The sequence below is a fragment of the Aeoliella fuhlenseeensis genome, assembly GCF_052161615.1.
Lineage (GTDB): Bacteria > Planctomycetota > Planctomycetia > Pirellulales > Lacipirellulaceae > Aeoliella.
Genome location: NZ_CP197417.1, coordinates 4,273,511 through 4,297,129, shown reverse-complemented (window position 1 = coordinate 4,297,129; position 23,619 = coordinate 4,273,511). Strand labels below are relative to the sequence as shown.

Annotated in this window: 16 protein-coding genes; 5 read left to right on the top strand and 11 right to left on the bottom strand. The window is 60.5% G+C overall.

Going from position 1 to position 23,619, the window contains the following annotated elements:
* Positions 1 to 5 precede the first annotated feature (5 nt).
* Positions 6 to 1,352, top strand: a complete 1,347-nt coding sequence (locus SH292x_RS16765; RefSeq protein ID WP_442482162.1) for a tRNA modification GTPase — start codon at positions 6 to 8, stop codon at positions 1,350 to 1,352.
* A gap of 8 nt (positions 1,353 to 1,360) precedes the next feature.
* Here the strand turns inward: SH292x_RS16765 and ppk1 are convergent, their stop codons facing one another.
* The 7 genes from ppk1 to SH292x_RS16730 form a co-directional block, all read right to left on the bottom strand.
* Complete coding sequence (ppk1, locus tag SH292x_RS16760) at positions 1,361 to 3,565, bottom strand: polyphosphate kinase 1 (RefSeq protein ID WP_442482161.1); 2,205 nt, start codon at positions 3,563 to 3,565, stop codon at positions 1,361 to 1,363.
* Positions 3,566 to 3,783: 218 nt separating this feature from the next.
* Positions 3,784 to 4,110, bottom strand: a complete 327-nt coding sequence (locus tag SH292x_RS16755; protein WP_442482160.1) for a Dabb family protein — start codon at positions 4,108 to 4,110, stop codon at positions 3,784 to 3,786.
* Positions 4,111 to 4,125: 15 nt separating this feature from the next.
* On the bottom strand, positions 4,126 to 6,384 hold the full coding sequence (gene ftsH, locus SH292x_RS16750; RefSeq protein WP_442482159.1) for an ATP-dependent zinc metalloprotease FtsH: 2,259 nt from the start codon (positions 6,382 to 6,384) through the stop codon (positions 4,126 to 4,128).
* A gap of 166 nt (positions 6,385 to 6,550) precedes the next feature.
* Positions 6,551 to 7,417, bottom strand: coding sequence for a toxin-antitoxin system YwqK family antitoxin (locus SH292x_RS16745; RefSeq protein ID WP_442482158.1), 867 nt, complete (start codon positions 7,415 to 7,417; stop codon positions 6,551 to 6,553).
* A 172-nt stretch (positions 7,418 to 7,589) separates the two neighbouring features.
* Positions 7,590 to 8,891, bottom strand: coding sequence for a glucose-1-phosphate adenylyltransferase (locus SH292x_RS16740; RefSeq protein ID WP_442482157.1), 1,302 nt, complete (start codon positions 8,889 to 8,891; stop codon positions 7,590 to 7,592).
* A gap of 61 nt (positions 8,892 to 8,952) precedes the next feature.
* Entirely contained in the window at positions 8,953 to 11,643 is a 2,691-nt protein-coding gene (gene leuS / locus SH292x_RS16735; RefSeq protein WP_442482156.1) for a leucine--tRNA ligase, read from the bottom strand.
* Between the two features lie 148 nt (positions 11,644 to 11,791).
* A complete protein-coding gene (locus SH292x_RS16730; protein ID WP_442482155.1) occupies positions 11,792 to 13,450 on the bottom strand; it encodes a hypothetical protein in 1,659 nt (552 codons plus the stop codon).
* Between the two features lie 285 nt (positions 13,451 to 13,735).
* On the opposite strand from SH292x_RS16730, the gene SH292x_RS16725 reads away from it, so the two are divergent.
* From SH292x_RS16725 to SH292x_RS16710, 4 genes are all read left to right on the top strand, one after another.
* A complete protein-coding gene (locus SH292x_RS16725) occupies positions 13,736 to 15,028 on the top strand; it encodes a homoserine dehydrogenase (protein WP_442482154.1) in 1,293 nt (430 codons plus the stop codon).
* Between the two features lie 53 nt (positions 15,029 to 15,081).
* Positions 15,082 to 15,471 (top strand): GxxExxY protein, encoded by a 390-nt coding sequence (locus tag SH292x_RS16720; RefSeq protein WP_442482153.1) that lies wholly within the window; start codon positions 15,082 to 15,084, stop codon positions 15,469 to 15,471.
* Between the two features lie 41 nt (positions 15,472 to 15,512).
* The gene (locus SH292x_RS16715) at positions 15,513 to 16,745 is read left to right on the top strand and encodes a cofactor-independent phosphoglycerate mutase (RefSeq protein WP_442482152.1); all 1,233 of its coding nucleotides are present in this window, start codon (positions 15,513 to 15,515) and stop codon (positions 16,743 to 16,745) included.
* Positions 16,746 to 16,824: 79 nt separating this feature from the next.
* Positions 16,825 to 18,615, top strand: coding sequence for an aspartate kinase (locus SH292x_RS16710; RefSeq protein WP_442482151.1), 1,791 nt, complete (start codon positions 16,825 to 16,827; stop codon positions 18,613 to 18,615).
* A 77-nt stretch (positions 18,616 to 18,692) separates the two neighbouring features.
* On the opposite strand, the gene SH292x_RS16705 is transcribed toward SH292x_RS16710, so the two are convergent.
* The 4 genes from SH292x_RS16705 to SH292x_RS16690 form a co-directional block, all read right to left on the bottom strand.
* Entirely contained in the window at positions 18,693 to 19,100 is a 408-nt protein-coding gene (locus tag SH292x_RS16705; RefSeq protein ID WP_442482150.1) for a bifunctional nuclease family protein, read from the bottom strand.
* 86 nt (positions 19,101 to 19,186) lie between these two features.
* Positions 19,187 to 19,660, bottom strand: a complete 474-nt coding sequence (locus tag SH292x_RS16700) for a YybH family protein (protein WP_442482149.1) — start codon at positions 19,658 to 19,660, stop codon at positions 19,187 to 19,189.
* Between the two features lie 146 nt (positions 19,661 to 19,806).
* A complete protein-coding gene (locus SH292x_RS16695) occupies positions 19,807 to 23,064 on the bottom strand; it encodes a valine--tRNA ligase (protein WP_442482148.1) in 3,258 nt (1,085 codons plus the stop codon).
* 169 nt (positions 23,065 to 23,233) lie between these two features.
* Entirely contained in the window at positions 23,234 to 23,617 is a 384-nt protein-coding gene (locus SH292x_RS16690; RefSeq protein WP_442482147.1) for a type II toxin-antitoxin system VapC family toxin, read from the bottom strand.
* Between the last annotated feature and the right edge of the window lie 2 nt (positions 23,618 to 23,619).

Here is a 23,619-nt window from a genome sequence, read left to right as displayed (position 1 = left end):
CGGCCATGGAGCTCGACGACACCATCGTGGCGATCGCCTCCGCCTCGGGCGGAGCGGCGCGAGGAGTCGTGCGAATCACGGGGCCGAATGCGGTGGCCATTGCCGAAAAGCTGGTGGCGAAGTCGCTACCAGTGAAGGACGGGGCACCGACCACTTGTGCCATTGCGGTCCGATTTGATCATGGGCGGGAGCTCCCGGCCACGCTCTTTGTGTGGCCGAGCACCCGCAGCTTCGCCCGCCAGCCGACCGTCGAGATTCACACGGTCGGTTCGCCACCGCTATTGTCGCTGGTGGTGCAGCGGGCCATGCAGGCGGGGGCGAGACTTGCCCAGCCCGGAGAGTTCACGCTACGCGCGTTCCTTGCTGGGCGAATCGACCTGACACAGGCCGAAGCGGTGCTCGGTGTGATCGATGCGGGGAGCGACTCCGCACTACAAACGGCGCTCAAACAACTCGCCGGCGGCATGGCAACGCCGCTTGCCGAGCTTCGCGAAGAGCTGTTGATCCTGCTGGCCGATCTGGAGGCAGGGCTCGACTTTGCGGACGAGGACATCGAATTCATCTCGGCCGAGATGCTCCAAAGTCGCCTCTTGTCGATTTCGCAGGTGGTCGAGCAGCTCGTCGAGCAAGTCATCCACCGACGCGTCGCCGACGAATTGCCCCGTGTGGTGCTCGCCGGGCCAGTGAACGCGGGGAAGAGTAGTTTGTTCAACGCCCTGGTCCGCGAGTACGGCGCGACCTCACAGCTCGCCAAGGCGATCGAGTCGCCAGAACCGGGAGCGACGCGGGATACCTTGCACGCCCCGATTCGGGTCGCGCAAGTCGACTGCCTGCTCGTCGACACCGCGGGCATCGAAGATCTTGCCGGACCCGACTCCCCCCGCACGCACGCTCAGGACATGCGACGCACCGCGTACGAGAATGCCAAGCTCATCGTGGAGTGTCGCGAAGCGAGCTCGGGCGAGTTTCCAAGTGGACCTGACGCTCGCGTTCTTCAAATACTCACTAAAGTCGATCGAACGTCGTCGATGAGCACACGTCCGAGTGATTCCATGGCCACGAGTGCCACCACGGGGCAAGGACTCGATCGACTCGCGGTGGCGATTGCTGAGCGGCTTGGGGACCAGATCGGCGATCTAGTTCCGAGCACCGCCGAGCGAAGCCGAGGAAGCTTGCAGTCCGCAATGGGCGCGCTTTCGGCCGCGCTCGAACTCGTCAGCGGAGGTGAATCGGAAGAACTCGTCGCCGCCGAGCTTCGAATCGCCCTCGACGAACTGGGCCAAGTCGCCGGTGCCGTTTACACCGATGATGTGCTGGACCGAGTCTTCAGCCGATTCTGTATTGGCAAGTGACGCAGCGGTTAAGCCCGCTTCTTGGGCCGCGACTTGGGCTTGGCGTCTTTGCGAGGCTTGGTCGATTTTAATTCCTTAGCGGGTGTTTCTACCAACTTTGGCGAAAGCGGCGTTGCGGCCGGCAGCGGCAGCCCAACCAACGTAAGCTGACTGCGGCACGGTGTTTCACCACCGTGGCACGTCGACTTTTCATACGTGCCGTCAGCACGGAGCAGCCGAGCGCGTTGGTTGTCGGCAAGGTAGACCGGGATGATTTCGTCGACGATCCGGCGCTTGAGGTCGGGATGCTCGATGGGGAACATCACCTCCACGCGGCGTTCGAAGTTCCGAGGCATCCAGTCGGCGCTCGATGCATATACCTTCTGCGAGTCGCCCGTGCCGAAGATCGCGATGCGACTGTGTTCGAGGAACCGATCGACAATGCTGCGAACGCGAATGTTCTCCGAGAGTCCCGGCAGCCCCGGACGCAGGCAGCAAATGCCGCGGATGATCAGATCGATTTCGACCCCCGCTTGGCTTGCGCGGTAGAGCGCGGCAATCGTATCGGGGTCGACCAGCGAATTGAGCTTCGCAATGATCCGGGCACCCTTCTTTTCGTTTGCGGCGCGCTCGGCTTGTTCGTCGATTAATTCGATCGTCCGGTCGTGCAAGTCCAGCGGGCTAACGATCAGTTTCTTCCACGCTTGGTTTTGCGAGTAGCCGGTGAGGAAGTTAAACAGCGCCGTCGCGTCGTCGGCGATGTCGCGGTCGGCAGTGAATAGACCAATGTCGGTGTAGAGCAGGGCAGTCGTCGGATTGTAATTGCCCGTCCCGAGGTGCACGTAACGGCGGACCTTTTTGCCCTCTTGCCGCACGACCATCGCTAGCTTGCTGTGCGTCTTCATGGCCATAAAGCCGTACACGACATGCACGCCGGCACGTTCCATCTGCCGAGCCCAGGAGATGTTGTTCGCTTCGTCGAAGCGAGCCTGGAGCTCGACGAGCGCCGTGACCTGCTTGCCATTTTCGGCAGCTTCGATCAGTGCCTGAATGATCGGGCTATCTCCGCTCGTGCGGTAGAGCGTTTGCTTGATGGCCAGTACGTTGGGGTCGCGGGCCGCCTGCTGGACGAAGCTCACCACCGGACGGAACGAGTCGAACGGGTGATGCAGCAGGATGTCCCGCTCGGCAATGCGCGCGAACAAGTCGTTGCCCGACCCCAATCCCTCAGGCATGCGGGGCGTGAACGGCGGGTCGAACAGGTCGTCGCGATTCACTTGCTTGACGAGCTCGAACAAGCCCGTCATGTCGAGCATGCCATCGATCACGTAGACTTCGTCATAACCCCGCGACTCGACCGCGCCGCCGTTATGAATGTGCTCCTTGCCAATCAGCATGTTTCTCAGCGTGCGGCTGAGCGACGTCGAAACTTCGAGCCGCACCGCTTCGCTACGCTGGCGGGCGCGAAGGCGGGCTTCGATGGCGCGAAGGACATCGTCACCCTCTTGCTCTAACAGATCGACGTCCATATCGCGCGTGATGCGGAATGTACCGTGGTCGACAATCTCGTATCCGCCGAACAAGTCCGATAGACGGTGGGCGACCAGTTCTTCCAGCAACACAAAATCGGTGACGCTATCTTGATCAATTGGCACGAACCGCGGTAGCACCTGCGGCAATTGCACCACCGCAAACATGCTCGCGGGGCCAATACCCTCGCGGCGCTTTAAATTCGCAGCGATGTACAAACCGCGGTTATGGAAGCGTGGTGTTGGATGGCTGGGGTCGATCGCCATCGGCGTGACCACTGGAAACACGCGCTGCGTGAAGAACTTGTCGAGTGACTTGTGCTGAGCGGGAGTTAGTTCGCTGGGCCTACGGATGTGAATGCCTTCGCGCGCCAAGCTTGGCACGACCGACTCGTTCCAGCAGGCGTACTGCTCCGCGACGAGTTGCCTCGTGCGATGCGATATGTGGAGCATCTGCGCGATGGGGTCGAGCCCGTCGGCGGCGACGTCCTGTGGTGCGATGCCACCGAACGATTGCTCGCGAAGCCCCGCAACGCGGACCATAAAAAACTCGTCGAGGTTCGACGAAAAGATCGCCAGGAACTTCGCGCGTTCCAATAGTGGGTTCGACTCGTCCTGCGCCTCTTCAAGGACGCGCGCGTTGAACTCCAACCAGCTCAGTTCGCGGTTGAAAACTTGTTCGGGGAGAAAGGTGGTTTCGCTCATCAAGATGTTAACGTCTATTGGTGTGCGTCGCGCCGCACCACACTCGCCACGTAGCATTCTAATGCCAAGCTGCAGGGCGGGTAGGAATGGTGGCAGCGGATTTACCGCCACCCCGCGAGGGACGCGGCTCACCGCTGGCGAGCGACCCACAATTGTAGCTCAGAGAAACCGCCACTTTCGGGCAGGAAATCTGTCGAAAACCCCGGAAAAAACGCGTTTTAGACGACTTCGGCGTCGAAAACGCGCACCGCCGCCCATGATTCCTTGTTGCCCGCGATGTAGGCCTGATGCCGCTCGGAAACCTGGTAGGTGTCGTGGGCCGCACGATTCTCGAACAGCAGGTATAGGGCGACCTCGAAATTATTGTCGTTCACCGGGCGCGTAAAGTCGGCACCGACCACGCCGACGTTGAACACCAGCACTCCCGGATGCCCGTCGAGCTTGTCCTTGATATCCGCCACGAGGGCGTGGACGTTCTCCGTCGTCGGCTCCTTGAGCTTGAAGTAAACAGCGTGGCTGACCGGGCGCGAAGCGGTATCGGACATATGGTTGCGGGGTGGTTAAGACTTCTTGCGAGTGGTAGGGGTGACTGGTGTCGGCGGCTCGATATCGATGCTGCGTTCCGCGCGAGCGCGGTTCGGCGAGTCGCCAAGGATTTCAGCGATGGCGTCCTCGTCGAGCACTTCGCGGTCCAGTAGCGCCTCAGAAAGCTCCACCAATTTATCATGGTACTCGTGCAGGCATCGCTTCGCGCGGTCGGCCGCGGCGTGCAGGATCTTGGCGACTTCTTCGTCGATCACCTGAGCGGTGTGTTCGCTGTACTGGCGATGTTCCTGCACGATCTCACGCCCGAGGAACGGATTGTCGCCGCTTTGCTGGAACGCGACGGGGCCCAGCCGTTCGCTCATGCCCCACAGGGTGACCATCCGCCGCGCGAGTTCACTGGCGCGCTTCAGGTCGTTCTCGGCACCCGCGCTGTACTCGTCGAACACCATCTTCTCGGCAGTACGCCCACCCAGCACCATGGCGAGAGCGGCGTACATGTTCGATTCGCTCATGTTGTGCCGATCGGCCGCGGGGACGAGCTGCGTCACCCCAAGTGCCCGGCCGCGAGGAATGATCGTCACCTTGTGAACGCGATCGTTGCCAGGAACCTTCCACGCTACAACGGCGTGGCCCGCCTCGTGGTAGGCGGTGATGCGGCGTTCCTCGTCGGTCAGCACCTCGTCACGCGTCGCCCCCATCAGCACTTTGTCGCGGGCGAACTCGAAGTCGTCCATGCCGATGCTGTTTTTGTCATGTCGAGTAGCCCAGAGTGCCGCCTCGTTCGCCAGATTGCGGATGTCGGCACCTGTCAGACCCACCGTCGCACGAGCCAGTCGATCGAAATCGACATCATCTGCCAGCGGCATTTCGCGGGTGTGAACCTCGAACAGCTCGCGGCGGGCTTCGAGCGAGGGCCGATCGACGGTAATGTGCCGATCGAACCGCCCAGGCCGCAGCAACGCGGGGTCGAGCACGTCGGGGCGATTCGTGGCGGCCATGACGATCACGCTAGTGGTCGGAGTGAAACCGTCCATTTCGCTGAGGATTTGGTTGAGCGTTTGCTCGCGTTCGTCGTGCCCGCCACCCAGGCCGGCACCACGTTGGCGGCCCACGGCGTCGATTTCGTCGATGAACAAAATCGCCGGAGCCGCGGCCTTGGCGGTCTTGAACAAATCGCGGACGCGGCTCGCACCGACGCCAACAAACAACTGAATAAACTCCGACCCGCTGATCGAGAAGAACGGCACGCCCGCTTCACCCGCCACCGCCTTAGCGAGCAGTGTCTTACCCGTACCCGGAGGGCCCATCAACAGCACGCCCTTCGGGACTCGAGCACCGAGGCGTTGGAAGCGTTCAGGATCTTTGAGAAAGTCGACAACTTCTTGCAGGTCCTTCTTCACGCCGCCAAGCCCGGCCACGTCGTTGAACGTAATGTGCGGACCTTCGCCGAGCTCATAGCGTTTGGCAGGACTGCGCGTAACGCCCCCCAACATGCCTCCCCCCATCATCTGGTCGCGCGTGCGCCGCATGAAGTAGAGGATGCCGACGATAAAGGCGATCGACACGATGAACCACACCATGTAGAGGATGCCGCTGAAGTCGGTCGGCGGATTCGCCTGCACCTCGACGCCATGAGACAACCAGAACTCGGCGAGCTCGTTCTCGATGTAAGGGCTCATCAGCGTCACGACGAACTTCGCCGGCAGCCGTTTGTCTGCTTCTGCCTTATCTTCCGCTGAGGGCGTTAAGGCCTCCGGTTTCGTCGCTTCAGGCGATTTGGCAGGCTCGTCAGTTGCTTTTGTTTCAGACTCGCTTGCCTCCGTCGTATCCGCACTTGCGTCTTGTTCCTTGGCCTCGCCCTTTTCTTCGACTTCGCCACTGGCTTGCGGTTTCGCAGTGTCTTCCGTTGACGGCGCGTCGGGTTTGGCTTCGGGCGTTTTGGTTTCGGCCTCGGCGCGAGCGGCCATCGCTTCGGCCAGTTCCGACTTCAGCGGCGGCACACGGAATTCCCCGGTGGCCGTCTGACCGGCGATTTCGAGCGTGCTCACGTTGCCCGCGGCGACTTGCTGGTTGAAGAACCAGTAGGGGATTTTCTCTTCTTTGCCACCCAGCGGATTGGTGAGCAGCAGCAAGCTCAACAAAATGAGCACAACGAGCAACCAACCTGGCGGCGGTCCCAGTCGGCCTCCGGCCGGCTTGCCGGGTGTCTTGGGGCTGCCGGCGGAGCGCTCGCCTGGTGGCTTGGTGGAACTTGGCTTGGGGGTATCCGACATGGCGGCAATGCTGCGGCGCGGAGGCCGTGTGGAGGATCGAGTTCTCTCAAAAAAACAGACGGCCCAAGCACTGGGTGCCGGGCCGCTGTATTGTAGTGCGCTAACAGCCCTTGGGAAAACCGGCCGCCAGACTGCTGGGCGAGGTTTTCTAGGGGTTCTTGCGGATTTAAGGCTTGATTTCCTTGGTGGAAATCAGCTTACCGTCTTCATACTGTTGTTCATAAACCTTGCCATCGGGGTTCCACAGGCGAGTGATGCCGTTGCGAATCCCCTTGTCGAAACTCGCCTCGGCTCGCTTCACGCCTTCTTCGTCCCATTCGATGACGGTGCCATGCTGCTTGCCTTCCACGAAAGGAATCTGCCGGCGCTGTTTGCCGTTAGGGTACCAAACCTGCCAAACGCCGTCGGGCTTGCCATCGGCGTAGTGGCTCTCGATGATCACCTGCTCTCCTTCGTCGCCGAACAAGGTCCAATCGCCAGCCCGCTTGCCGTCGGCGAAACTGCGCTTCGCTTTGACGGTTCCATCGGCTCGCAGGATCTCGACCTCGCCCGTTGGCTTGCCCTCTTCGAAAGTCACGGTCTTCGCGGGCTTACCATCGGGGTGGAAGTACTTCCACTCGCCCGACGGGGCGCCAAGGCGGTACTCGCCCTCCACAAACACCTGACCATCCGGGTAGTGCTCGCGGTAGGTGCCATCGTTCTTCATGGTGTCGTCCGAAAACCGAACCACCGTTCGCGTTACGCGGGGGTGCTCTTTGGTCTCGGGGTCGTAGTAGTCGGTCACTTCCTTGGTCTCCACGCGAGTCGCTTCAGGTGGCGTGGGCGGCTCGGGTAGGAAGATCGGGGGACCGGTGTAGGCCTCGATCGCCATGCTCTCGGACTGCGGCACAATCTCGGGCGTGTCGTCTTTCGTTCCCTCGTCCGCTACCTGCTGCGAGAAGGTAACAGAACTAGCCGAGAGGACAACGATCGCCATGCCTGTCATGGCGATATTGCGGAGGGATAGGCAACCAGCGAGGGTCGAAATACGCATGACCAAGTCTTTGATGATGGTGAGTTAGTAGGAAGAAGGGCCATCGGTCGTGGCGCACCTGAAGTGCATGCCGCGGTCGCTAGCTTCTAATATGCCATACGCAGCGGAGGGCGTCCACGTTCGGACGAATCGTGGTGCGGTTGGGAGAAATAGGCAGATTCTGCGGCGACGATTAGGCCTTTTTAGGAACCCAACCCGGGGGAATCACCGTTTCCTTGGGAATCACCAGCACGCCGTCGCGAACGCAGCAGCCGAGGTCTAGGTCGACATCCACGTCCGACGGGAACGACACGTGGGCCCCCGCGCCAATCCGGCAGTTCTTGTCGACGATTGCCTGCTCGATGACGGCCCCTTCGCCAATGCCGAGCCACGTGCCGCCAGTCGCCGCGTTATGGGCGACCTGGGCCGGCGATTCGAAGTAGTCGGCACCCATGACGATGGAGTCGCGAATAGTGACATTCGAACCAATCTGGCACCGCAGGCCGATAATGCTGTTCTCGATCTTTGCGCCGGGATGAATGGTGCACCCGTCGGCGATCAGGCTGCTCTTGATCTCGGCCCCATCGGCACGGGTGGGGGGCAAAAATCGCGGGCGACTGTAAATGGGATCGGCCGAACCTCCGAGTTGGAACGGGGCGTCCGGTTTGCAGAGTGCCAAGTTCGCTTCGTAGAACGAGCGAATCGTACCAATGTCTTCCCAGTAGCCATCGAACGGATGAAGTTGCACGTGCTGCTTGGCAATGGCTTGCGGGAGTAGCTCCTTGCCGAAATCGGAATGGCTCGTCGAATTCAGGGCGTCCACCAGTACGTCGGCCGAGAACAGGTAGATACCCATGCTTGCCATGCACTCACGGCCATTGGCGGTGACCCCCAGTGTGTCGATCCACGCAGGGTCCATGGCGACTTCGTCGAGCTGCTCGTTGGTCGTTGGCTTTTCCACGAACCCCGTAATGCGGCCCGACTCGTCGACCTTCATGATGCCCAGACCCTTGGCTTCGTGCCGGTGGACAGGCTTGGCGGCAATCGTGATCGCGGCCCCGCTTTCCTGGTGCGTCTTGAGCATCGCCTCGAAGTCCATGCGATACAGTTGGTCGCCGGAAAGGATCAGCACGTACTCGGTGCGATGGTCGCTGAAGTAGCGAAGATTCTTCCGCACGGCGTCGGCGGTCCCTTGGTACCAGCTCGTGTCGTCGTCGCACGACAAAGTTTGCTGGGCGGCCAGGATTTCCACCAACCCGCCGCTGAACGCATCGAAGCGATAGGTGCCGCGGATGTGGCTGTGGAGACTGACCGACAGGAATTGCGTCAGCACGTAGCAGCGATTGATGCCGCTGTTGATGCAGTTGGAGATCGGGATGTCGATCAAACGGTACTTGCCGGCAAGCGGCACGGCGGGCTTCGAGCGATGGGTGGTGAGTGGTTGAAGGCGAGTCCCTCGACCACCCCCCAAAATTACCGCAGCAACATTTTTCATGGTTGTTTACCTTCCCGGTCTGTGCAAATACTGGCTGCCATGCCTACCTAGCGGTGGTGCTTCACCCTTTGATCACAAAATTCACCAGCTTGCCTGGCACCACGACGAGTTTGACGAGTTCTTTCCCTTCGACAAGTTCCGCCACGCGCGCGTCGGCGCGGGCGGCGGCTTCCGTGGCGTCCCGATCCGCACCTGCGGGGACGCTCACTTTGGACTTCAACTTGCCGTTCACCTGCACCGGGATCTCGACGGTGTCGTCCTGGGCCAGTCGCTCGTCGAACGTGGGCCACGGCTCGTATGCCAGTGTATCCTCGTGACCCAGCAGTTGCCATAACTCTTCGGCAATATGCGGTGCAAATGGCGCCAAGAGCAGCACCAGCGACTCCGCACATTCCCGTGGGATGGTTCCCGCCTTGGTGAAGAAGTTGACGAACTCCATCATGCGGGCGATCGCCGTGTTGAACGAAAGATTCGCGATGTCGGCCGTCACGGCCTTGATGGTCTTGTGCAGCACGCGAAGTTGCTCTTCGGTCGGCGCGGCGTCGGTGACGGTCGACGCGAGTACCATGTCGTCGGCACGATCGTCGACTAGAAGCCGCCACACGCGGCCCAGGAAGTTGTACACGCCGGAGACGCCCTGCATGTTCCACGGCTTGGTCGCTTCCAGCGGGCCCATGAACATCTCGTACAACCTCAGCGAATCGGCACCGTACTCCTTGACCACGTCGTCGGGATTGATGACGTTGCCGCGGCTCTTCGACATCTTCTCGTTGTTCTCGCCCAGAATCATGCCCTGGTTCACGAGCTTCTGGAACGGCTCGGGCATCGACACCAGGCCGCGGTCGTACAGCACCTTGTGCCAGAACCGCGAGTACAGGAGATGCAGCACCGCGTGCTCGGCACCGCCGACGTAGAGGTCGACCGGCATCCACGCCTTCTCGATCTCGGGATCGATCGCCGCGCCCGTGTTGGTGGGATCCAGAAATCGCAAGTAGTACCAGCAACTACCGGCCCACTGCGGCATAGTGTTGGTTTCGCGCTTGTAGCGTTTGCCATCGATCACCGGGTAAAGCCATTCCTCGGGAGCTTTGTCCAAAGGTGGCTCGGGTCGACCGTGTGGCTTGAAATCTTCGAGGTGCGGCAGGTCGACCGGCAGGTCGCTCTCGTCCACCGCAATGACGTGGCCCGTCTTGTTTCCCTCGTCGTCGAGCTCGTGCAGGATGGGGAACGGCTCGCCCCAGAACCGCTGCCGACTGAAGAGCCAATCGCGGAGTTTGTAGTTCACCGCCTCGCGGCCAAGGCCGAGTGTAGAAAGCCAGCTTGTGATTTTGGCCTTAAAAGCTTCTGTGGCGAGCCCGTTGTATTCGCCCGAGTTGATGGCGATACCTGGCTCGGTATAGACCATTTCGCCGGCCAGGATCTTCGCAGCATCCTCGGCCGAGATGTGATCGCCGGGCTGAATGACCGCCTTGATCGGAATACCAAACTTCTGAGCAAACTCAAAATCCCGCTCGTCGTGCGCCGGCACCGCCATGATCGCACCGGTGCCGTAGCTAATGAGGACGTAGTCGGCGATCCAAATCGGCACTGGCTCGCCATTCACGGGGTTGATGGCGTAGCTACCCGTGAACACGCCCGTCTTATCCTTGGCGAGTTCGGTGCGGTCGAGGTCGCTCTTCATCGACGCCGCGTCGCAGTACTTCCGCACCGCTTCAGCGTTCTCGGGCGTGGTGAGTCGCTCGACGTAGGGATGCTCGGGGGCAATCACCATGTACGTCGCCCCGTAGAGCGTGTCGGGACGCGTTGTATAGATGCGAAGTACGTCGTCGTTGGGCTTCTGTGGGTAACCACCCCACATTCTTCTGTCTAGAAACTTTGCACATTCTATCTCGGCGGGATCTCGGCCACGACCAGAGACATCGCTCGTCCCACTTATCCAGAAGTCGACCTCCGCCCCCGTACTCCGCCCGATCCAGTTCCGCTGGAGCGCCTTGATGCCTTCGGACCAATCCAAGAGTTCAAGATCCTTCTCCAATCGCTCCGCGTACGCCGTGATGCGGAGCATCCACTGACGCAGGGGCATGCGGACCACGGGGTGACCGCCGCGTTCGCTTTTGCCGTCGATCACTTCTTCGTTGGCCAGCACCGTGCCAAGCGCGGGGCACCAGTTCACCGGCGCCGAGCTTTGGTAGGCGAGCCGCTGCTCGTCGACCCAACTGCGGGCGAAGTCGTCCCCCATCGCGGCCACATCGTCTGGCACCTCGAGCTCACCGATCGACCGGCCTCGCTGCTGCTCTTTGTCGAACCAGGTGTCGTAGAGTTGCAGGAAGATCCACTGCGTCCAGCGGAAATACTCGACGTCGGTCGTCGCGATCTCGCGGTCCCAGTCGTAGCTGAAACCAAGCATCTTAAGCTGACGCCGGAAGGTGTCGATGTTCTGCTCGGTATTGACCCGCGGATGCTCGCCGGTCTTGATGGCGTGCTCTTCGGCGGGCAGGCCAAACGAGTCGAACCCCATCGGGTGCATGACGGCTTTGCCTTGCATCCGCGCGGCACGCGAGACAATGTCGGTCGCCGTGTACCCCTCGGGATGCCCCACGTGCAGCCCATTGCCGCTGGGATAAGGGAACATGTCGAGCGCGTAAAACTTCTCCTGCCCCGCGGCCGGCATCCGCGGCGTCGCGAACGTTTTGTTCTGCTCCCAAAAAGCTTGCCACTTGGGCTCGATCACAGCAGGGTTGTAGCGGGGCATATTGGGGAGATGCGAGTAAAGGAGGACGGATGGTTCGAGAGCGACCAGTGAGCCGGGTCGTCCCCGACCCCGGACGCCGCGACCACTAAGCCAAACCACCGATTCTACCCGTTCGTCCCGTAAGCGCAAACCGCCACGGAGGTTGTCTTTAAGGCGATATACGCGGTCGTACCTGCAATACCGCGTCCAAGAGGTTCCCTGGCGATGCATCTTTCACCGGCGTGACCTGCAATTGATTCTCGCCCTGAAGGACGCTCTCGGGGGAAACTTCCGCTTCCAGCCAGTTGCCGTCGGCCGTCGTAAATTCGATCGGCTGCTGATTCCACAGACACTCGAGCTCGGCTGGATCACGCCGCGCGTCCAATCGCACCCGCAGGTTCACTTTCATGCCAGGAGTCGCGGCCAGTTTATCTCCCACGTACAAGCGGACCGTCGTGGCCTTGGTCGTCCTGAGCTGTTTTGGGTGGCTAGGGTTGAGGTTCTCCGCTTGTTGAAAGTCATCGAGTGGGAAACAACCATTGGCGGAAAGAAACATTCCCTGTGGCGAGGCGAAATAGTCGCGGTCCAAGGTGGCCAGGGCTTCACGGTTCCCCAGTTCCTCGTAGACCTGCGGATCAAAATCAGTCGGGAAGTTGTAGAGGTAGATTCCATCGGCACCGGCCCCCCACGCCGAGGCGGCCCGACCGCGATAGCTTTCGACGGTAGCGCGTTGTTGCTTGGCAAGTTCGTCGCGGCCGTAGCTGTTGTGCAGATTCGGCACCACTTCCACTTGGAATCGCTTTCCCAGCATTATCGCCTGATCCCAGTTCTCCAGTTGGAACTTGCCACCTGGCATCCAGATATCGAGCAATTGCTGCTCCATCCAATCGTCGATGGCCAAACCGATGGTGCGGCAGTAGCCGACCGAGTCGGGACAGATCACGGACACCAGGATCGGCCGCCCACGACGTGCCGCTTCCCGCTGAGTCATGGCGCGAATCCGCTGCATCATGTCGGTCATCGCCGCGAGTTCTTCCGCAGTAGCCGGCTTCCCGGCGGCGTTCGAGGGAAAGAACACGGGATGGCGGGTGAGGTCAAGCTCAATGCCATCGACATCGTAATTCTGGCAGACTTCTTCGACGTAGCGGTAAGCAAGATCGCGAATCTCGGGCCGCAGGTAATCTACCGCTGTCCACGCACCGATCTTTGGCTTTTTGCCCGGGCTGCCCAAGAGATACTCGGGGTGTTGGGTCTTGAGCGTGTTCATGCCAAGTAGGACCTCTGGCTCGGATCCCCGCTGCGCGTCATGCGTATCATTCATCCGCATGCTCCACCAACACTCCAAGTCGTTGGCGTGGCAATAGTCGACTACTACCCGCAATGGGTCGAGCCCGGCCTCAATAAGCGCCGCCGTCTGATTGTTACGATAGCGTCCTTCGCGCGTAGTGAAGACATCGCCAATCTTCGTCTCGTGCGTAAACAAGCCAAACCCGGACGAGCGCGTGCAGTAGGACACGGTGCTCACACCCGTTCCCACCACAGGGGTCGTGCGTACGGATACGAGTGCCTCAGCGGTCGGCTCGGTCATTCGCAAAGCCGTTTCGCTGCCATCGTTGTTGAAGACAACACGACCCGATCGCTTGGCGGCGGAGGCGTGCGACGGCGCAGGATCGGCCGCAGTCGATCGCGGGGGTTCGGCACGGGCCAAGTCGCAGAGCAAGGTGCCGCAGAGCAAGGCAAAGCTCAATAGCAACGGTAGCCGGTACCCGCAGCTACCTTCCTGATGCGCGGGGACGCTGACGTCGACAATCGTTTTTGTAACTGTCATGTGTACCTGTTCCCAAAGGTGATGGTGCCGAACCAATCCGCGCGCCGAAGCCAGCAGGCAATCGGTCAAAAACACCCCGCGGACTACGTTGGTATACCATCCATTGTAGCAACCGCGTCGGCTCAGCGCAAACCGCCGCGCCCGTTGACGTTCCGGCGACGGGACAACTACCATACAGGCTTCAAAACAGCCCGCGAATCACGCTAATCCTCGCGAATTCCTGCAAATCGCAATTCGCGCCCATTCGCGTGATTGGCGGGCACCTTGGCACTTGGGTAGATCACCGTGGAAAAGACCAAAGTTGGCATCATTGGCGTCGGCACCGTGGGCTCGGGCGTTGCGCGGTTGCTCCTCGACCATGGCGACCGGACCGCTAGGCACGCGGGACGGGTGTTGTGGCTTGAGAAGGCGGCGGTCCGCGATCTCAAGAAGGCCCGCGGCTGCGACTTGCCCGCCGGTGTCCTGACCGACGACGTCGACGAGGTGATCAACCACCCCGAGATCGAAGTGGTCGCGATGCTAATGGGGGGCTTGGAGCCCGCCCGCACGGTCATGCTCCGACTCCTCAAAGCGGGCAAAGACGTGGTCACGGCCAACAAAGCTCTACTCGCCGAGCACGGGCCCGAAATTTTTGACACGGCCCGCGAGCTTGGCCGCAGCGTAGCTTTCGAGGCCTCGGTCGCCGGTGGCATTCCGATCATTGCGAACATTGGCCAGTGTCTGAGTGCGAACCAAATCACCTCGCTGCATGGCATCCTCAACGGCACCAGCAACTTTATCCTTACCAAGATGCAAGAAGGCGACGACTACGCCGCCGCCGTCGCCGAAGCCCAGCGTCTTGGCTACGCCGAGGCCGACCCCGCGATGGACGTCGATGGCAGCGACGCCGCGCAAAAGCTGGCGATCCTCGCCCACCTAGCGTTTGGTGCCCGGCTCGATTGGCGGAACATTCCGCGGTCGGGCATCGACAAGCTCGACTTGATCGACGTGCAGTACGCCGAGGAAATGGGGTATCGCATCAAACTGCTGGCGATCGCCGACCTCAAAGACTGGGGGCTCGACTGCGAGGTCAACCCCGCGCTGGTACGTGCCGGCAGCCCGCTCGGCGAAGTGAGTGGCCCCTTCAACGGCGTGCTGGTCAAAGGGGACGCGGTGGGTCCGCTGTTCTTCTACGGCCAGGGTGCCGGGCAGATGCCGACGGCAAGTGCCGTGGTGGCCGACCTGATCGATACGGCCGTCGGTCGCACGGCGATTACATTCCGTTCGCTCGGGCTGTGGTCCGAAGAACTACGGGGCGTCGAGCAAGGCGAGTTCGCCAAGTCGACCGGCAAGCGATACATCCGAGTGATGGTCGAAGACCACCCCGGTGTGCTTGCCGATGTGACGAAGGCTTTTGGCGACGAAGGGATCTCGATCGCCTCGGTGCTCCAGAAAGAGGCCACCGAACCCGGCGGCGTGGTCGGCCTGGTGATCATGACCCACCCCGCCAGCGAAGCGGCCACCGACAATGCTTGTGCCAAAATCGCCAAGCTCCCCGCCTGCCGCACCGAACCGGTGAAGCTGTGGGTGCGGGACTGAAGGCAAGTTTTGGAACCACAAAGAAACGACGAAACGAAGATTAGGGGGGCCACGTGTACGAACCAGTTTCTAGCGACGTTGAGGCATTGGCAAAGAAGGTCTTAGATGTCGCTTTTAAGGTGCACCGCTCCTTGGGACCTGGGCTTTTGGAGTCAGTCTACGAACGTTGCATCTGCCATGAACTGAGGAAGGCAGGGATTGAATTTGTAAGCCAAGCGGCCCTACCGATTGAGTACGACGACTTGGTAATTGATGGGGGGCTTCGTATTGATATTCTCGTTGGCGGAAAGTTGGTCGTCGAGCTCAAAGCCGTGGAATCGCTTCTTCCCATCCATGAAGCTCAGTTGTTTACCTACATAAAGCTATCCCACAATCGCCTCGGGCTACTGCTCAACTTCAATGTTCCGATGCTTAAGGACGGGATCAAACGTATCGTGTGCTAGTCGTTGTTCCGTCGTTCCTTTGTGGTTTCTCAATACAAACAATGAAATACGTCATCATCATCCCCGACGGCGCGGCCGATCAGGCGCAGGAGTCGCTCGGTGGGCGGACTCCTCTCGAAGCGGCGGCGACCCCGAACATGGACGCACTCGTCGCTGCGGGCGTGGTGGCACGGGCTTGCCACACGCCGCGTGAGCTGCCGGCGGGCTCGGAGATCGGCAACCTCAGCCTCTTGGGCTACAACCCGTTCGAGCACTTCACCGGCCGCGCGCCGATGGAAGCCGCCGCGCAGGGCATCGAGCTAGCACCGGGCGACTGGGCCATTCGCTGCAACGTCGTCACCGTGGGCGACACGGTCAACGACGGCCAGATCATGATCGACTTCACCGCCGATCACGTGTCGACCGAAGAATCGACGGCGCTGCTCAAGACGCTGCAAGAGAAAGTGGCGAGCGATCCCAAGTTCCGCGGCGCGCTCGAGTTCGTGCCGGGCGTCAGCTATCGCAATCTGCTCATCTGGCGTGGAAGCAAGCTCGCCGCGCCGTTTACTACCGAGACTCGCACTCAGGCCCCGCATGACTGGACCGATCTGCCCATCGCCGATGCTTTTCCGCGCGGCCCTGGCAGCAACGTGCTCGACGAGCTGATGACCGCCTCGGCGAAGCTGTTCGCCCATCACCCGGTGAACTTCGCCCGCAAGCAGGCCGGCCGGCGCCTGGCGACCAACGTCTGGTTGTGGGGACAGGGCGGGGCACCGAGTCTCACGCCGTTCGCCGAGAAATACTGCCGCCGCGGGGCGATGATCACGGCGGTCGATCTGCTGCGTGGCATCGCGGCCCTAGTGGGCTGGGACCGCATTGAAGTGCCGGGCGCGACGGGGTATCTCGACACCGACTACGCCGCCAAAGGCCGCTATGCAATCGAGGCCTTGGACAAGTACGATATCGTCTGCGTTCACGTCGAAGCCCCCGACGAGGCGTCGCACGAAGGCCGAGCCGACGAGAAAGTGAAAGCAATCGAAGCGATCGACCGCGACATCGTCGGCCCGCTTCGCGAAGCGCTCGAGGCCCGTGGCGAGTGGCGGATGATGATTAGCCCCGACCATCCCACGTTCCTCAGCACCAAGAAACACACCCACGGCTACGTCCCCGTCGCCCTGGCCGGCACTGGCATCGAAGCGGACGAGTTCACCAGTTACGGCGACACCAGCGCCGCGAACTCGAAACTCGCGTTCGACCAAGGCTGGGACGCGATGCGATGGTTCGTGGGAAAGTAACCGCGGTATTCATTCCGCGTCCCACCGCTTGTACGACTCACCACCCTGTTGCTAGCGGAATGAATTCCGTTTTACGACCATGTCACTCATCGTTCAGAAATTTGGCGGAACCAGTGTTGCCGATGCCGAAAAGATTCGCGCCGCGGCACGCCGCGCGATTCGCGCTCAGCAGGCCGGCAATCAAGTGGTGATGGTCGTCTCGGCCATGGGTAAGAACACCGACCTGCTGATCGACCTCGCCAACCAGGTCTGCGTCGGCGGCGGCGAACCTGCCGCTCGCGAAATGGACATGCTCCTCTCGACCGGCGAGCAAGTTTCCGTCGCCCTGATGGCGATGGCAATCCATGATCTCGGCGCGAAGGCCGTCAGCCTCACTGGCGGCCAGATCGGCATCCGCACCGATAGCTCGCACACCAAAGCCCGCATCCGTTCGATTTCTACGGAGCGAATGCAGAAGCTGCTCGACGAGGGCAACATCGTCATCGCCTGTGGTTTCCAAGGCATCGACGACGACTTCAACATCACGACGCTCGGCCGCGGCGGCAGCGACACCTCGGCCGTGGCGCTCGCCGCGGTGCTGGGGGCCGATCAGTGCGAGATCTACACCGACGTCGATGGCGTTTTCACCACCGACCCTCGCTTGGTGGCCGAAGCACGTAAGATGGACCGAGTGAGCCACGACGAAATGCTCGAACTCGCAAGCCTTGGCGCCGGTGTGATGCACAGCCGATCTATCGAGTTCGGCAAGAAGTTCAACGTACCAATTCACGTCAAGAATAGCGCCGTCTTCACCGACGAGCCCGGCACGGTGATTGGACCCGAAAGCGAATCGGCCGACCGCCCCGTGAGCGGTGCCGCGCTCACCAAAGACGAAGCCCGCATCACTATCCGCCACGTCCCCGACAAGCCGGGGACCAGCTTCGCGCTCTTCTCGCGCCTCGCTGCAAAGAACGTCGCCGTCGATATGATCGTGCAGAACATCGGAGCGGGTGGCACCACCGACATTAGCTTCACGGTTCCCGAAACCGATCTCAAGCGAGCCCTCTCGGCGGTCAACGCCGCGATGGAGGAAATCGGCAGCGGCGATGTGTCGCACGACTCGGCCGTAGCCAAGGTGTCGATTGTTGGGCTCGGCATGGCCACCCAAAGCGGCGTAGCCGATCGCATGTTCCGCGCCCTCGCCGAAGAAGGCATCAATATTGCCGCCATCACCACCAGCGAGATTAAAGTCTCGGTGCTGGTAGACCGCACCCGCATGACCGACGCGTTGCGTGCGGTGCATCGCGAGTTCGAACTCGACCGTCCGCCACACGAGCGATCGACCTTCGGCGAACCCATCGCTCCCCCGCAGGAACACACGGCCGTCGAAGTGGTCGACCGCCTCCGACACATGGAAGACTTGACCATTCATGGTGTCGATCTCGACATGAGCCAGTCGCGCGTCTCGCTCACCGGGGTGACCGACGTACCGGGCATCGCCGCCGAGGTGTTCGAAGCCGTGGCGAGCGAAGGCGTGCTGGTCGACATGATTGTCCAGAGCATTGGCGAGGACGGCCACACGAACCTCAGCTTCACCGTGCCCCAGGCCGACTTGCCGCGAGCGATTGCTACTGTGTCGGAGCTCATCACCCGTGTTGGTGGAGCCGTGGCGGGTACCGAAAAGATCGCCATCCTCACCGTCACTGGTGTCGGCATCCGCAGCCACACGGGCGTCGGTACGCGGATGTTCAAAGCCCTGCACGACGCCGGCATCAACGTCGAGATGATCTCGACCAGCGAAGTGAGAGTGAACGTAGTGGTCGACGCCGCGAAAGGCGAAGCCGGCCTCGCCTCGCTCAAAAAAGCCTTCGCCGACGTGCTAGAAGTTTAGCAGCCACTGCTAATCCACGACCCTCATCGAGCCCCGCCCGTCAGGGCGGGGAGTTTGCTGATCGCGAGCAGATCTCCCTATTCCTCGTTCGCCAAATCCGTCAGCACATCCTCTGCCACGTAAATCGGCAGCGGGGGATCGCAAGTCACCGCTACGGCAATGGCATCCGACGGACGGGCGTCGATCTCGATCAGTTCGCCTTCTTGTCGCACACGAAGCTGAGCGTAGTAGGTGTGGTCCTTTAGCGCGCTAATCACTACGTCTTGGAATTCACCGCCGAGCGCTTCGACCGACTGGACCAACAGATCGTGCGTCAGTGGCCGGGGTGTTTCGATGTGCTTCACCCGGCGGTCGATGCTCGTCGCTTCGAATATGCCGATCAGGATCGGGAAAGTCCGCGTCCCCTCTACCTCTTTGAGATAGATGACCTGACTGTCGTTAATCTCGCTGATGATGATCCGCGAAAGCTCCATGGCAACGGGCATATCGCGATTCCTTTATCCGAAGAGTGAAAAGCCTGTGGCGTCCTGACTCTCATTGTAAGCAACCGCTGCGGCGGAGAATAGCGATGCTACTCCGCGGCCTGCCGCGAAGTGTGGTCATGCACCACCAGCCACTGCCCGTCGATTTGCTCCATCACCAGCGTAAAGTTCCCTTCGACCGGCTCCTTGTCCCGCTCAAGCGCCCACCGTCCGAGCACCAGAGCCGCAGTGTCGCCAAGCGGGCGGACTTCAAGCTCCGAGAACGTCAGCTTTCCCATCTCCGCGGCCGTCGGATAGGCCTCGCGATACCGCCGCATCGTCTCGTCCCAACCCCGCCGCGTAGTCCCGCCCGAGCTGAACGTCAAATCGTCCGACTTCCAGTAGTACCGCATGAAGCCATCGATATCCCCTTCGTTCCAGTGCCCCGCCTGCGTGGTGAGCACCTCCGTCACCGCCTTGGTCAGCGGATCATCCCCCTTCGGCTCCACCGCAGGCGACAAATTACCCGTTAGGAACAAAGCGAGAACTGCTAACAGCACTAATCCCGCAAGTCGAATGGCCATAGGAAGCCCCGGTCCTTGGTAGAGTTACGATGCGTTCTGTTTGGTAAACAGCTAACAACATTCTCACGCAAAGCCGCCAAGACGCGAAGGAGTCGCGACTATCTTCTACTTAACTTCGCGTCTCTGCGTCTTTGCGTGAGATAATCTTACCCCAACTTTTCGAGCGCCGCCTGGTTACTCAGCAGTTGCTTTTGGGCTTCGGCAAGCTTGGCTCGCTCGCCATCGACGACTTCGGCCGGAGCGTTGGCGACGAACTTGTCGTTCTTCAGCTTGCCTTCGATCGACGCGATGTACTTGGTGAGCTTCTCGCACTCGCTCGCGAGCCGCTTCTTCTCGGCTTCGACGTCGATGTAGGCGCTCACGTCAACGTGGACTTCCATTCCAACGAGCTTCCCAGCGAGCGGGATACTCGCCGCCACGTCGGGGGGAGTAACTTTCGGCCCCATGTCGGTTGCCTTGGCGTTCGCCATCTTCGTGAAGTAGGGCTGCATCGCCGCCAGTCGCTCGGCGACCTCCGCGGGGCAAGTAACCCGAAACGCCAACTCTTCCTTCATCGTGATGTTCTGCCGACTGCGAATCTCGCGGACTGCCCCAAGCACCGCCTGGAACTCGGCGAACTGTGCCTCAATGGCCGCGTCGACGTAGTCCTCATTCGACTCGGGCCAGATCGCCACGCAAACACTCTCTCCCGCCGTAGCCGATGTCGGAAGACCACGGTTTGGCGCCACCTCATTCAAAAGCTGCCATACCTCCTCGGTCAAAAACGGCGTGATCGGATGTAGCAATCTCAGCAGCGTATCCAGCCCGTGCGCGAGCACCGCCTGAGCAACCGCCCGCTGCTCGGCAACTTCGAACCGAGCCTTCGTCATCTCGATGTAGAAGCTGCAGAACTCGTCCCACGCAAAGTCGTACAACGTCCGCGCGGCGTCGGCGTAGCGGTAGGTGTTGAGCGCGTGCGTCACCTCACGAGTCACCGTCGCCAGTCGCGAAAGGATCCAGCGGTCTTCCAGCAATAGGTCTTCTGGTTGGATCTCTGCGGGCTCGTATCCATCCAAGTTCGACAGCGAGAACCGCGAGGCGTTCCACAGCTTGTTGCAGAAGTTACGGCCCAGTTCGAACCGCTCGCTCACCACCGCGCCACGCTTGAGCGCCTTGTCCTCGTCCTTCTCCGCCCACTGCGTGCTAAATGGCTCCTTACACTTCTCGCACTCGATCCGTGCAAGCGTCATGTTCTTCTTGGTTTGCTTAATCAGCGCGCCGCAGTGGGGGCACTCGTACTCCACCGGCATGCGAACATCTTGCGTCTCGGTGGTCAGGTACGCGATACCAAATCGCAGGGCATCGGCACCAAACTTCTGAATGACGTCGAGCGGGTCGATGCCGTTGCCCTTCGACTTCGACATTGTCTCGCCGAAGCCATCGAGAATCTTCGGGTGGATGTACACTTCGTGGAACGGCACCTCGCCCATGTTGTAGATGCCCATCAGCACCATCCGGGCAACCCACAGCGTGATGATGTCGCGCGACGTGATGAGCGTCGTCGTGGGGTAGAAGGTGTGCAGTTCGTCGGTTTCTTCCGGCCAACCAAGCGTCGAGTGCGGCCACAGGGCGGAGCTGAACCAGGTGTCGAGGACATCGGTCTCTTGGATAAATCCAGCGGCTTCAATGGCGGACATCACGGGAGTTTCGTCGTCAAGCAGACAATAGTAAATCTGCCCCGTCCCTGTTGTATCATCCCACACATCAAGCATTGATTCACGAATGTCGGGCATTTCTTCCGATTCCGGATCGTAATCGGAAGCTAGAAGTGACACGGCTTCATCACAAGCAGCGTCAAAGTCGACTTTAGACGAGAAGTGCTTTGTCCATACTGGAATGCGGTGCCCCCACCACAATTGACGCCCGACTGGCCAATCTCTCTTCTCGCCCAACCAGTCCAAATAGGTCTTCGCGTACCTTGCGGGGACAATGCTTACTTTACCTGATTCGACAGCATCTATCGCCGACTGAGCCAAGCCTGAGGCAATTGTGGCCTTAAAATTCTCTCGCTCAGTTTCCCTGTCATCGGGTACTCCTAAATGACCAGCGATGATTCTGTGAGCACCAAGAGAATACTCATAATGGTCACCCATCCGAATGAACCATTGGTCCGCCAAGTACGGCTCGATTGGCGTCTTCGATCGGTCGCTGTGGGCGAGTTCGATTTCGCGGTCTTCGCGGTCGGTTTCGGGATCGTGCAGTTCGAGTTCTACGAGATCCGCCACCACCAACTCGCGGGCCTTCTTCATCGTAAGACCACGGAACTTCTCGGGCACGCTCTCGTTCAGTGTGCCATCAGGGTTCAAGATGTTGATGGCACCAATCGTAATATTGCGTTGCCAAACGTCGTAGTCGTTGGCATCGTGCGCCGGCGTGATCTTCACGCAGCCCGACCCAAGCTCTGGCTTCGCCCACACATCAGCGATCAGCGGAATCGTCCGCCCGGTAAGTGGAAGCTCAAGCATCACGCCGCGCTGCGCCATTTTGGCAAGCGTTTCAAGCTCGGCAAGCTTGTCCTTACGACGTTCATGAAGCGCATCGAGCTGCGCCTGTATCGGCGGCTTTTCCTTGGCGGGTGCAGCGGCGAGGCGGGCCTCAAGTTCCGCTTGTGCCTTCGCCAGCGCCTTCGCGGGCTCGGGATGTACCGCAACGGCTGTGTCGCCGAGCATGGTCTCGGGGCGAGTGGTGGCAATCGTCACGTGCGTTGGCTCACCCGCTTTCGCGTCAATAACGGGGTAACGGAAGTGCCAGAAGCTGCCCTTCACGGCTTCGTGAAACACTTCGTCGTCCGAAACCGCGGTCTGCAAATAGGTGTCCCAGTTCACCAGCCGCTTGCCCCGGTAGACTTTGCCATCGCTGAAGAGCTTGAAGAACGTCTCGCGAACCGCACGGGCGCAGGTGTCGTCGAGCGTGAACCGGGTCCGCTCCCAATCGCAACTGCAACCGAGCTGCTTGAGCTGCCCGAGAATGCGCTTCTCGTACTGCTCTTTCCATTTCCAAATACGCTCAACAAGACCTTCGCGACCTAGGTCGTGGCGTGAAACTTTCTCCTCGGCCAGCAGTCGCCGCTCCACGACGGCCTGCGTCGCGATGCCCGCGTGATCGGTGCCCGGCATCCACAGCGTGTTGTATCCCTGCATCCGCTTCATGCGAATAAGGATGTCCTGAAGCGTGTTGTTGAGCGCGTGCCCCAGGTGCAACGCTCCCGTCACGTTCGGCGGAGGAATCACGATCGTGTACGGCGGCTTGCCATTTACCGCTTGCGACTGCTTGGGGTCGGCATGGAAGTAACCCCGCTGTTCCCAGTAGGGATACCACTTCTTCTCAGCGGCCGCGTGATCGTACTGCGCAGGAAGTTCTTTCATCGAAGACTTTATCAAGTGGAGCCGAGCAGACACCGCGAGGCGTCAGATCGGCTTAGGCGTGGTGGAGATGGCCAGCATCAAACCGGCCATTTTCCCGGAAATGCACCGATGCGCAAAGGGTGAGATTTTAGCCGCAGGCTCGTTGGATCTCGCGAAATCCCCGCGAGGTTTAAACCAATTGCACGCCCGGCACGACCTGGAAATGACGGTCGCGAGAATAGATTGGCAAGTTGTGCTGAATCGCAAGTGCGGCAATCCAGATGTCGTTGGTGGGAATCGGAGTGCCGCTTCGACGCAGCGAGTCGAAGGTGTAGGCGTAGAATTCCGAGGTACTTGCATCCGGGAGTAGCACTTCGATTGCCGGTTTACTTAAAAATTTGAGAAGCAACTGCTCGTTGAGTGCTGTCTGCGATCCCCCTACAAAACCTGCCCGCAACTCACCGAGAACGATGAGAGGCAACCAAATCTCCGAGGCAGTCGCAATGACTTGGACGGCTTCGACTACGTCACGATTCAGGTCGTCGTAGCGATTCGTGTCAAGGATCAATCGCATCT

Coding starts and splice junctions, on each gene's coding strand:
- SH292x_RS16765 (WP_442482162.1), top strand. CDS start 6: ATGGAGCTCGACGACACCATCGTGGCGATCGCCTCCGCCTCGGGCGGA.
- ppk1 (WP_442482161.1), bottom strand. CDS start 3,565: ATGAGCGAAACCACCTTTCTCCCCGAACAAGTTTTCAACCGCGAACTG.
- SH292x_RS16755 (WP_442482160.1), bottom strand. CDS start 4,110: ATGTCCGATACCGCTTCGCGCCCGGTCAGCCACGCTGTTTACTTCAAG.
- ftsH (WP_442482159.1), bottom strand. CDS start 6,384: ATGTCGGATACCCCCAAGCCAAGTTCCACCAAGCCACCAGGCGAGCGC.
- SH292x_RS16745 (WP_442482158.1), bottom strand. CDS start 7,417: ATGCGTATTTCGACCCTCGCTGGTTGCCTATCCCTCCGCAATATCGCC.
- SH292x_RS16740 (WP_442482157.1), bottom strand. CDS start 8,891: ATGAAAAATGTTGCTGCGGTAATTTTGGGGGGTGGTCGAGGGACTCGC.
- leuS (WP_442482156.1), bottom strand. CDS start 11,643: ATGCCCCGCTACAACCCTGCTGTGATCGAGCCCAAGTGGCAAGCTTTT.
- SH292x_RS16730 (WP_442482155.1), bottom strand. CDS start 13,450: ATGACAGTTACAAAAACGATTGTCGACGTCAGCGTCCCCGCGCATCAG.
- SH292x_RS16715 (WP_442482152.1), top strand. CDS start 15,513: ATGAAATACGTCATCATCATCCCCGACGGCGCGGCCGATCAGGCGCAG.
- SH292x_RS16710 (WP_442482151.1), top strand. CDS start 16,825: ATGTCACTCATCGTTCAGAAATTTGGCGGAACCAGTGTTGCCGATGCC.
- SH292x_RS16705 (WP_442482150.1), bottom strand. CDS start 19,100: ATGCCCGTTGCCATGGAGCTTTCGCGGATCATCATCAGCGAGATTAAC.
- SH292x_RS16700 (WP_442482149.1), bottom strand. CDS start 19,660: ATGGCCATTCGACTTGCGGGATTAGTGCTGTTAGCAGTTCTCGCTTTG.
- SH292x_RS16695 (WP_442482148.1), bottom strand. CDS start 23,064: ATGAAAGAACTTCCTGCGCAGTACGATCACGCGGCCGCTGAGAAGAAG.
- SH292x_RS16690 (WP_442482147.1), bottom strand. CDS start 23,617: ATGCGATTGATCCTTGACACGAATCGCTACGACGACCTGAATCGTGAC.